Genomic DNA, 8,102 nt, shown 5'->3' with positions numbered 1-8,102 from the left:
GGTAGTTCATCGCCTGGTTAGCCAGGCAGGCGACCTGCACATCCAGCAATGCCATATCAATGTGCTGGCCACCGCCATCGTGATCTCGATGAGCCAGTGCCGCGAGGATCGCCACCGCCGAATAGAGACCGGTCAGAATATCCGTCAGCGCCACACCGACTTTCACCGGCCCGGCGCCCTCATCACCCTCAGGTCGACCGGTCAGACTCATCAGCCCGCCCAGCCCCTGGATCATGAAGTCATAGCCCGCGCGCTTGGCGTAAGGCCCGGTCTGACCAAACCCCGTGATCGAGCAATAGATCAGATCCGGATTGATCGCCTTGAGTGATTCATAATCCAATCCATACGCCGCCAGGCCACCGACCTTGAAGTTCTCGATCAGAATGTCCGACTTGGCTGCCAACTCCCGCACAAGCTTCTGCCCTTCGGGACGCGTGAAGTCGATGGTCACCGATTGCTTGTTGCGGTTGGCCGACAGGTAGTAAGCCGCCTCTGACGTGTTCTCGCCATAGGCGTCTTTAAGGAAGGGAGGCCCCCAGGCGCGAGTGTCGTCACCATTGCCCGGGCGCTCGACCTTGATCACCTCCGCGCCAAGGTCGGCGAGGATCTGCCCGGCCCACGGTCCGGCCAATACTCGCGATAAATCCAGTACCCGTAGATGCGACAGCGCGCCCATGGTCGCTCTCCTATTAATAGAACGCTTGCAGACCGGTTTGCGCACGCCCCAGGATCAACGCGTGAACGTCGTGGGTGCCTTCATAGGTATTCACCACTTCCAGGTTAACCAGATGACGGGCCACGCCGAACTCGTCGGAGATACCGTTGCCGCCCAACATGTCACGAGCCATACGCGCGATATCGAGCGACTTGCCACACGAGTTGCGCTTCATGATCGAAGTAATTTCCACGGCAGCCGTGCCCTCATCCTTCATGCGACCCAGGCGCAGGCAGCCTTGCAGCGCCAGAGTGATCTCGGTCTGCATGTCAGCGAGCTTCTTCTGGATCAACTGAGTAGCGGCCAATGGACGACCGAACTGGTGGCGATCCAGGGTGTATTGGCGGGCGGTATGCCAGCAGAACTCGGCAGCGCCCAGTGCGCCCCAGGAGATACCGTAGCGTGCGGAGTTGAGGCAGGTGAACGGACCTTTCAATCCGCGCACGTCCGGGAAGATGTTCTCTTCCGGTACGAAGACGTTGTCCATCACGATCTCACCGGTGATCGAAGCACGCAGGCCGACCTTGCCGTGAATCGCCGGAGCGCTCAGACCTTTCCAGCCTTTCTCCAGCACGAAGCCACGAATGTCGCCGGCATCGTCCTTGGCCCACACCACGAACACGTCGGCGATCGGGCTGTTAGTGATCCACATCTTCGCGCCGGTCAGGCTGTAACCGCCGTCGACCTTGCGAGCACGGGTAATCATCGCGCCCGGGTCGGAACCGTGGTTCGGCTCGGTCAGACCGAAGCAGCCGATCCATTCGCCGGACGCCAGTTTTGGCAGATATTTCTGTTTCTGGGCTTCGGTGCCAAACTCGTTGATCGGCACCATCACCAGCGAGGACTGCACGCTCATCATCGAGCGATAGCCGGAATCGACACGCTCCACCTCACGAGCGATCAAGCCGTAGCTGACATAGTTGAGGCCGCTGCCACCGTACTGCTCAGGGATGGTTGCGCCCAACAGGCCGACTTCACCCATCTCGCGAAAGATCGCCGGGTCAGTCTTCTCATGGCGAAAGGCTTCGAGGACACGCGGTGCGAGGCTCTGTTGAGCGAACTGCTCGGCGGTGTCGCGGATCATGCGCTCTTCTTCAGTGAGCTGTTGATCCAGCAGCAGGGGATCGATCCAGTTGAAGCTAGCTTTACCGCCCATGAGTGTGTCCTCGCAAATCGGGTGAATTAACGTGGCATTGATCCTAGGCGCGGTTCGCCGTCGCGGCAAACGAGGATTTCGCATCCTGTTGTGCTAATTTCTCACTCCGAAACGTCGCTGAATGCCTTTTACGCGGCGCATTAGTGAGGTTGATGTACATGCGCAGGAAGATCCCCAGCACTACCGCTCTGATCAGCTTCGAAGCCGCCGCTCGCCATGAGAGCTTTACCAAGGCTGCCGAAGAACTTTCCCTCACCCAGGGCGCCATTTGCCGACAGATCGCCAGCCTTGAGGATTTCCTCAGCGTGGAACTGTTCCGACGCTCACGACGTGGTGTGAAGCTGACCGAAGCAGGACTTTCCTACAGCCGCCGGGTGGCGACTCAACTCGACGCGGTTGAGCGCGATACGTTATCGGTCATGGGTCAACAAGGCGCCAATGTGATCGAACTGGCGGTGGTGCCGACCTTCGGCACGCAATGGCTGCTGCCAAGGCTTAAGGATTTCCAACTCAAGCACCCGGAAGTCACGGTCAACCTGACCAACCGCACCCGCCCGTTCCTGTTTGCCGACACCGATTTCGACGCGGCGATCTACTTCGGCGATGCGGACTGGTCCGGTACCGAATCCCACAGGCTGATGGGTGAGAATCCGATGCCGGTGTGCAGCCCCGCCCTACTCGGCAACAAGACGCATCTGACAGCCGATGAAATTGCCGATCTACCGCTCTTACAGCAGACCACCCGACCCTACGCTTGGCGTCAGTGGTTCAACTTGCAGCATTTGAATATCCCACGCGACATGACAGGCCCGCGCTACGAGCTATTCTCCATGCTGGCTCAGGCGGCCATGCACGACATGGGCATCGCACTGATTCCACCGTTCCTGATCCAACGCGAACTCGCGGAGCACCGCCTGGTGATTGCCAACCCGAATGCGCTCTCAAGCATCAAGGCGTATTACCTGATGATTCCTGAGCGAAAAGTCGAATCGGCGTCTTTAAAGGCATTTCGCGACTGGTTGGTAAATCAGGCGCAGAGCTACAGCCTAGAAGGATAAAGGCTTACAGCAATACCTAACTCCGTAGTCAGAATATCTAAAGCCCTACAGATATAAGTATTTGTCGCATATTCAACGACTGTATCCGAAAGTCGTACAGACGTCCCACAAGCGCCTGCTGACGTGGCTTTGAGCCTTCACGCGCGACTCATCATGGCTTATTCACGTCGCCGATGAGAAATTTTTTCAAATTCAGCCAGAATCCTTACAAGGCACGGCCTGCAAGGGATTCAACCGGCTATCTGCGACATTCGGTCACGGGATGACTTGTAGTTAATTTTCCGTCACCCGTCATAATCCCTTGAAGGGCATAAAGTTCGCCTGCAAAATGCCGCGCCCCGCCCTGATTTGGCGGGATCGTGCTGATCGGCCGCCCCAGTCGCACCATCCGCAGTGCCTGGGTTTACTCAATAAGATCACGCAGGAGATTTGACGTGCACATTGGTGTTCCTCTCGAAACCCAGACCGGTGAAACACGGGTTGCTGCAACCCCGGAAACCATTAAAAAGCTGATCAGCCAAGGTCATAAGGTCACTGTGCAAACCGGCGCCGGCGTTAAAGCCAGCGTTGTCGACAGTGCCTATGAAGCGGCAGGCGCGACCATTGGCAGTGCCAATGACGCGTTTGGCGCCGAGTTGATTCTCAAAGTGGTCGCGCCAAGCGATGCCGAACTGACGCTGATAAAGCGCGGTGCGGTGCTGGTCGGCATGCTCAACCCGTTCAACAACGAAACCATCGCCAAAATGGCCGAGTGCGGGATTACCGCGTTCGCCCTGGAGGCGGCGCCGCGCACCTCGCGGGCACAGAGTCTCGATGTGTTGTCGTCGCAGGCGAACATTGCCGGTTACAAGGCTGTGTTGTTGGCTGCCCACTACTATCCACGCTTCATGCCGATGCTGATGACTGCTGCGGGCACCGTGAAAGCGGCGCGCGTGCTGATTCTCGGCGCGGGTGTGGCCGGGTTGCAGGCGATTGCCACGGCGAAACGTCTGGGTGCGGTGATCGAAGCGTCTGACGTACGACCGGCGGTGAAGGAGCAGATCGAATCCCTCGGCGCCAAGTTTGTCGACGTGCCTTACGAGACCGATGAAGAGCGTGAATGCGCCGTCGGTGTCGGCGGTTACGCGCGGCCAATGCCGGCGAGCTGGATGCAACGTCAGGCCCAAGCCGTGCACGAACGCGCCAAGCAGGCTGACATCGTCATTACCACCGCGCTGATTCCGGGCCGCAAGGCACCAACTTTGTTGAGCGCCGATACCGTGGCGCAGATGAAGCCGGGTTCAGTGGTCATCGACCTCGCCGCCGCGCAGGGCGGCAACTGCCCGCTGACCGTGGCCGATCAGGTCGTGATCGAGAACGGCGTGACTATCGCCGGCCCGACCAATCTGGCCGGTGAAGTCGCTGCAGATGCTTCGGCGCTGTATGCGCGCAACCTGCTGGACTTCCTGAAGCTGGTCTTCACCAAAGAAGGCCAGTTCGACGTCAACCTCGAAGACGACATCGTCGCCGCGTGCCTGATGTGCCGCGACGGCCAAGTCATCCGCAAAAACGCCTAAGCAGGGATTCTGACGATGGAAGAGCTTATCTCCCCCGGTATCTACAACCTGATCATCTTCGTGCTGGCGATTTATGTCGGTTATCACGTGGTCTGGAACGTTACGCCTGCGTTGCATACACCTTTGATGGCCGTCACCAACGCCATTTCCGCGATCGTGATCGTCGGCGCCATGCTGGCCGCCGCACTGACCGTCACCCCGCTGGGCAAAACCATGGGCACCCTCGCCGTGGCGCTGGCTGCGGTCAACGTATTCGGTGGCTTCCTGGTCACCCGCCGCATGCTTGAGATGTTCAAGAAGAAAGCCCCGAAAGTAAAAGAAGAGGCGCCGAAGTAATGAGCATGAATCTCGTCACGACGCTCTACCTGATCGCGTCGATCTGCTTTATCCAGGCCCTCAAAGGCCTGTCGCACCCGACCACTTCGCGGCGCGGCAACCTGTTCGGCATGCTCGGCATGGCGCTGGCCATCCTCACCACCGTCGGCCTTATTTATAAGCTCGGCGCTGAGCTGGCCACGGCGGGTATCGGTTATGTGATCGTCGGCCTGCTGATCGGCGGCACTGCCGGTTCGATCATGGCCAAGCGCGTTGAAATGACCAAGATGCCGGAACTGGTCGCCTTCATGCACAGCATGATCGGTCTGGCCGCGGTGTTCATCGCCATTGCCGCAGTGGTCGAGCCGCAGTCGCTGGGTATCGTCAAACACCTGGGCGACTCGATCCCGGCGGGCAATCGTCTGGAGCTTTTCCTCGGCGCGGCGATTGGTGCAATCACCTTCTCCGGTTCGGTGATCGCTTTCGGCAAGCTCTCGGGCAAGTACAAGTTCCGCCTATTCCAGGGTGCACCGGTACAGTTCGCCGGGCAGCACAAGCTGAACGCAGTACTGGGTCTGGCCACATTGGCACTCGGCCTGACCTTCATGTTTACCGGCAACCTCACGGCGTTCGCGCTGATGCTGGCGCTGGCGTTCGTGATGGGCGTGCTGATCATCATCCCGATCGGCGGCGCCGACATGCCGGTGGTGGTATCGATGCTCAACAGCTATTCCGGTTGGGCGGCAGCGGGTATCGGCTTCTCGCTGAACAACTCGATGCTGATCATCGCCGGTTCGCTGGTGGGTTCGAGCGGTGCGATCCTCTCGTACATCATGTGCAAGGCGATGAACCGTTCCTTCTTTAACGTACTGCTCGGCGGTTTCGGCAATACGGCCGATGCAGGCCCTGCCGGTGCAAAAGAAGCACGTCCGGTGAAATCCGGTTCGGCCGATGATGCGACCTTCCTGCTGACCAACGCCGATACCGTGATCATCGTGCCGGGCTACGGCTTGGCGGTTGCACGTGCGCAGCATGCATTGAAAGAGCTGACCGAAAAGCTGACTCACCGTGGCGTGACCGTGAAGTACGCGATCCACCCGGTGGCCGGCCGTATGCCTGGCCACATGAACGTTCTGCTCGCCGAGGCTGAAGTGCCTTACGACCAGGTGTTCGAGATGGAAGACATCAACTCCGAGTTCGGTCAGGCCGACGTGGTGCTGGTGCTCGGCGCGAACGACGTGGTCAACCCGGCCGCCAAGAACGATCCGAAGTCGCCCATTGCTGGCATGCCGATCCTCGAAGCGTTCAAGGCCAAGACCATCATCGTCAACAAGCGCTCGATGGCCAGCGGTTATGCCGGTCTGGACAACGAGCTGTTCTATCTGGACAAGACCATGATGGTGTTCGGCGACGCGAAGAAAGTCATCGAAGACATGGTCAAAGCGGTCGAGTAACTCTGCACTGCAAGACCAAACGCCCCGACTTGTCGGGGCGTTTTTGTTTGCGCAAAGCGTCGGACAATATGCCGCGTTGTTGCAGATCCGGTAACGATGTTTTACTTGAAACCCGCTAAATAGACGCCTCTTTTGCGACCTTGGTAGCGGGACAGGCGCCCGTCAAATTCACTAGACTGCGCATCCTGCTACTCGCTACCCGAGAAAATAATCCATGTACCGTGACCGTATTCGCCTGCCTTCGTTGTTGGATAAAGTGATGAGCGCCGCTGACGCCGCCGCACTGATCGAAGACGGCATGACCGTCGGCATGAGCGGCTTCACCCGCGCCGGCGAAGCCAAAGCCGTCCCTCATGCACTGGCCGAGCGAGCCAAGGTCACGCCGCTGAAGATCAGCCTGATGACCGGCGCGAGTCTGGGCAACGATCTCGACAAGCAACTGACCGAAGCAGGCGTGTTGTCGCGTCGCATGCCGTTCCAGGTCGACAGCACCTTGCGCAAGGCGATCAACGCCGGCCAGGTGATGTTCATCGACCAGCACTTGTCGGAAACCGTCGAGCAACTGCGCAACCAGCAACTGAAGCTGCCGGACATCGCGGTGATCGAAGCCGTGGCCATCACCGAACAGGGCCATATCGTACCGACCACCTCAGTGGGCAACTCGGCGAGCTTCGCGATTTTCGCCAAGCAGGTGATCGTCGAGATCAACCTGGCGCACAACGCCAATCTCGAAGGCCTGCATGACATTTATATTCCGACGTATCGTCCGACGCGTACGCCAATCCCGCTGGTAAAAGTCGACGACCGTATTGGCAGCACGGCGATTCCGATTCCGCCGGAGAAGATTGTCGCCATCGTCATCACCCAGCAGGCGGATTCGCCGTCCACCGTGTCGTCGCCGGACGTCGATACCAACGCCATCGCCGACCACCTGATCACCTTCTTCAAGCAGGAAGTCGATGCCGGGCGCATGACCAATAAGCTCGGCCCGTTGCAGGCCGGGATCGGCAACATCGCCAACGCGGTGATGTGCGGTCTGATCGACTCGCCGTTCGAAGACCTGACCATGTACTCCGAAGTGCTGCAGGATTCGACCTTCGACCTGATCGACGCCGGCAAGCTGAGCTTCGCCTCGGGCAGTTCGATCACCTTGTCGGAACGGCGCAACAGCGATGTGTTCGGCAATCTGGAGAAGTACAAAGACAAACTGGTGCTGCGTCCGCAGGAGATTTCCAACCATCCGGAAGTGGTGCGGCGCCTCGGGATCATCGGGATCAACACGGCGCTGGAGTTCGACATCTACGGCAACGTCAACTCTACCCATGTCTGCGGTACGCGGATGATGAACGGCATCGGTGGCTCCGGCGACTTCGCGCGCAACGCGCATCTGGCGGTGTTCGTGACCAAGTCGATTGCCAAGGGTGGCGCGATTTCCAGCGTGGTGCCGATGGTCAGCCATGTCGACCATACCGAGCATGATGTCGACATTCTGGTGACTGAGGTGGGTCTGGCGGACTTGCGTGGCCTGGCACCACGGGAGCGTGCGCGGGTGATCATCGATAATTGTGTGCACCCGGACTATCGTCAGGCGTTGAATGATTACTTCACCGCAGCCTGTGCAATCGGTGGCCACACTCCGCATATCCTGCGTGAAGCCTTGAGCTGGCACATCAACCTGGAAGAAACCGGGCGGATGCTGGCGGTGTAACTCGCACAGATATTCCGCTGGCGCAAACACAGTTTCGTCAGCGGGATGTTGCAACCCGCGCAAGATGTCAAAAACTGTACTGCTGTACCGGTCTTTTCCTACAGCAATACCCTACGCTTTCTTCGAAAACACGTCATAAC

At 58.9% G+C, this 8,102-nt stretch carries 7 protein-coding genes (1 of these 7 running past the window's edge); 5 read left to right on the top strand and 2 right to left on the bottom strand.

Annotated elements, in window-relative coordinates; translation table 11 throughout:
* Both PSH79_RS00610 and PSH79_RS00605 read right to left on the bottom strand, forming a co-directional pair.
* Nucleotides 1–676: the 5' portion of a CaiB/BaiF CoA-transferase family protein gene (locus tag PSH79_RS00610; RefSeq protein WP_305440735.1), read on the bottom strand. The gene continues 545 nt to the left of window position 1, outside the view; only the first 676 of its 1,221 coding nucleotides appear in the window; it begins with the start codon at nt 674–676; its stop codon lies off the left edge, out of view.
* A 13-nt stretch (nt 677–689) separates the two neighbouring features.
* On the bottom strand, nt 690–1,871 hold the full coding sequence (locus PSH79_RS00605) for an acyl-CoA dehydrogenase (protein ID WP_095190295.1): 1,182 nt from the start codon (nt 1,869–1,871) through the stop codon (nt 690–692).
* A 158-nt stretch (nt 1,872–2,029) separates the two neighbouring features.
* On the opposite strand from PSH79_RS00605, the gene PSH79_RS00600 reads away from it, so the two are divergent.
* From PSH79_RS00600 to PSH79_RS00580, 5 genes are all read left to right on the top strand, one after another.
* Entirely contained in the window at nt 2,030–2,929 is a 900-nt protein-coding gene (locus PSH79_RS00600) for a LysR family transcriptional regulator (RefSeq protein ID WP_305440734.1), read from the top strand.
* A 434-nt stretch (nt 2,930–3,363) separates the two neighbouring features.
* Nucleotides 3,364–4,485, top strand: a complete 1,122-nt coding sequence (locus PSH79_RS00595; RefSeq protein WP_305440733.1) for a Re/Si-specific NAD(P)(+) transhydrogenase subunit alpha — start codon at nt 3,364–3,366, stop codon at nt 4,483–4,485.
* Nucleotides 4,486–4,500: 15 nt separating this feature from the next.
* Nucleotides 4,501–4,821: an NAD(P) transhydrogenase subunit alpha gene (locus PSH79_RS00590; RefSeq protein WP_003187417.1), complete on the top strand. Its 321-nt coding sequence runs from the start codon at nt 4,501–4,503 to the stop codon at nt 4,819–4,821.
* Nucleotides 4,821–6,254, top strand: coding sequence for an NAD(P)(+) transhydrogenase (Re/Si-specific) subunit beta (locus tag PSH79_RS00585; protein WP_305440732.1), 1,434 nt, complete (start codon nt 4,821–4,823; stop codon nt 6,252–6,254). The genes PSH79_RS00590 and PSH79_RS00585 overlap by 1 nt, the downstream gene beginning before the upstream one ends.
* Before the next feature lie 214 nt (nt 6,255–6,468).
* On the top strand, nt 6,469–7,962 hold the full coding sequence (locus PSH79_RS00580; protein WP_305440731.1) for an acetyl-CoA hydrolase/transferase family protein: 1,494 nt from the start codon (nt 6,469–6,471) through the stop codon (nt 7,960–7,962).
* Nucleotides 7,963–8,102 lie beyond the last annotated feature (140 nt).

The sequence above is a fragment of the Pseudomonas sp. FP2196 genome (assembly GCF_030687715.1).
Lineage (GTDB): Bacteria > Pseudomonadota > Gammaproteobacteria > Pseudomonadales > Pseudomonadaceae > Aquipseudomonas.
The sequence above is the reverse complement of the archived record's forward strand: the minus strand, read 5'-3'. Positions and strand labels throughout refer to the sequence as shown.

What these genes read in the sequence shown, in the direction of transcription:
- PSH79_RS00590 (WP_003187417.1), top strand. Translation starts at nt 4,501, where the DNA reads ATGGAAGAGCTTATCTCCCCCGGTATCTACAACCTGATCATCTTCGTG.
- PSH79_RS00585 (WP_305440732.1), top strand. Translation starts at nt 4,821, where the DNA reads ATGAGCATGAATCTCGTCACGACGCTCTACCTGATCGCGTCGATCTGC.
- PSH79_RS00600 (WP_305440734.1), top strand. Translation starts at nt 2,030, where the DNA reads ATGCGCAGGAAGATCCCCAGCACTACCGCTCTGATCAGCTTCGAAGCC.
- PSH79_RS00605 (WP_095190295.1), bottom strand. Translation starts at nt 1,871, where the DNA reads ATGGGCGGTAAAGCTAGCTTCAACTGGATCGATCCCCTGCTGCTGGAT.
- PSH79_RS00580 (WP_305440731.1), top strand. Translation starts at nt 6,469, where the DNA reads ATGTACCGTGACCGTATTCGCCTGCCTTCGTTGTTGGATAAAGTGATG.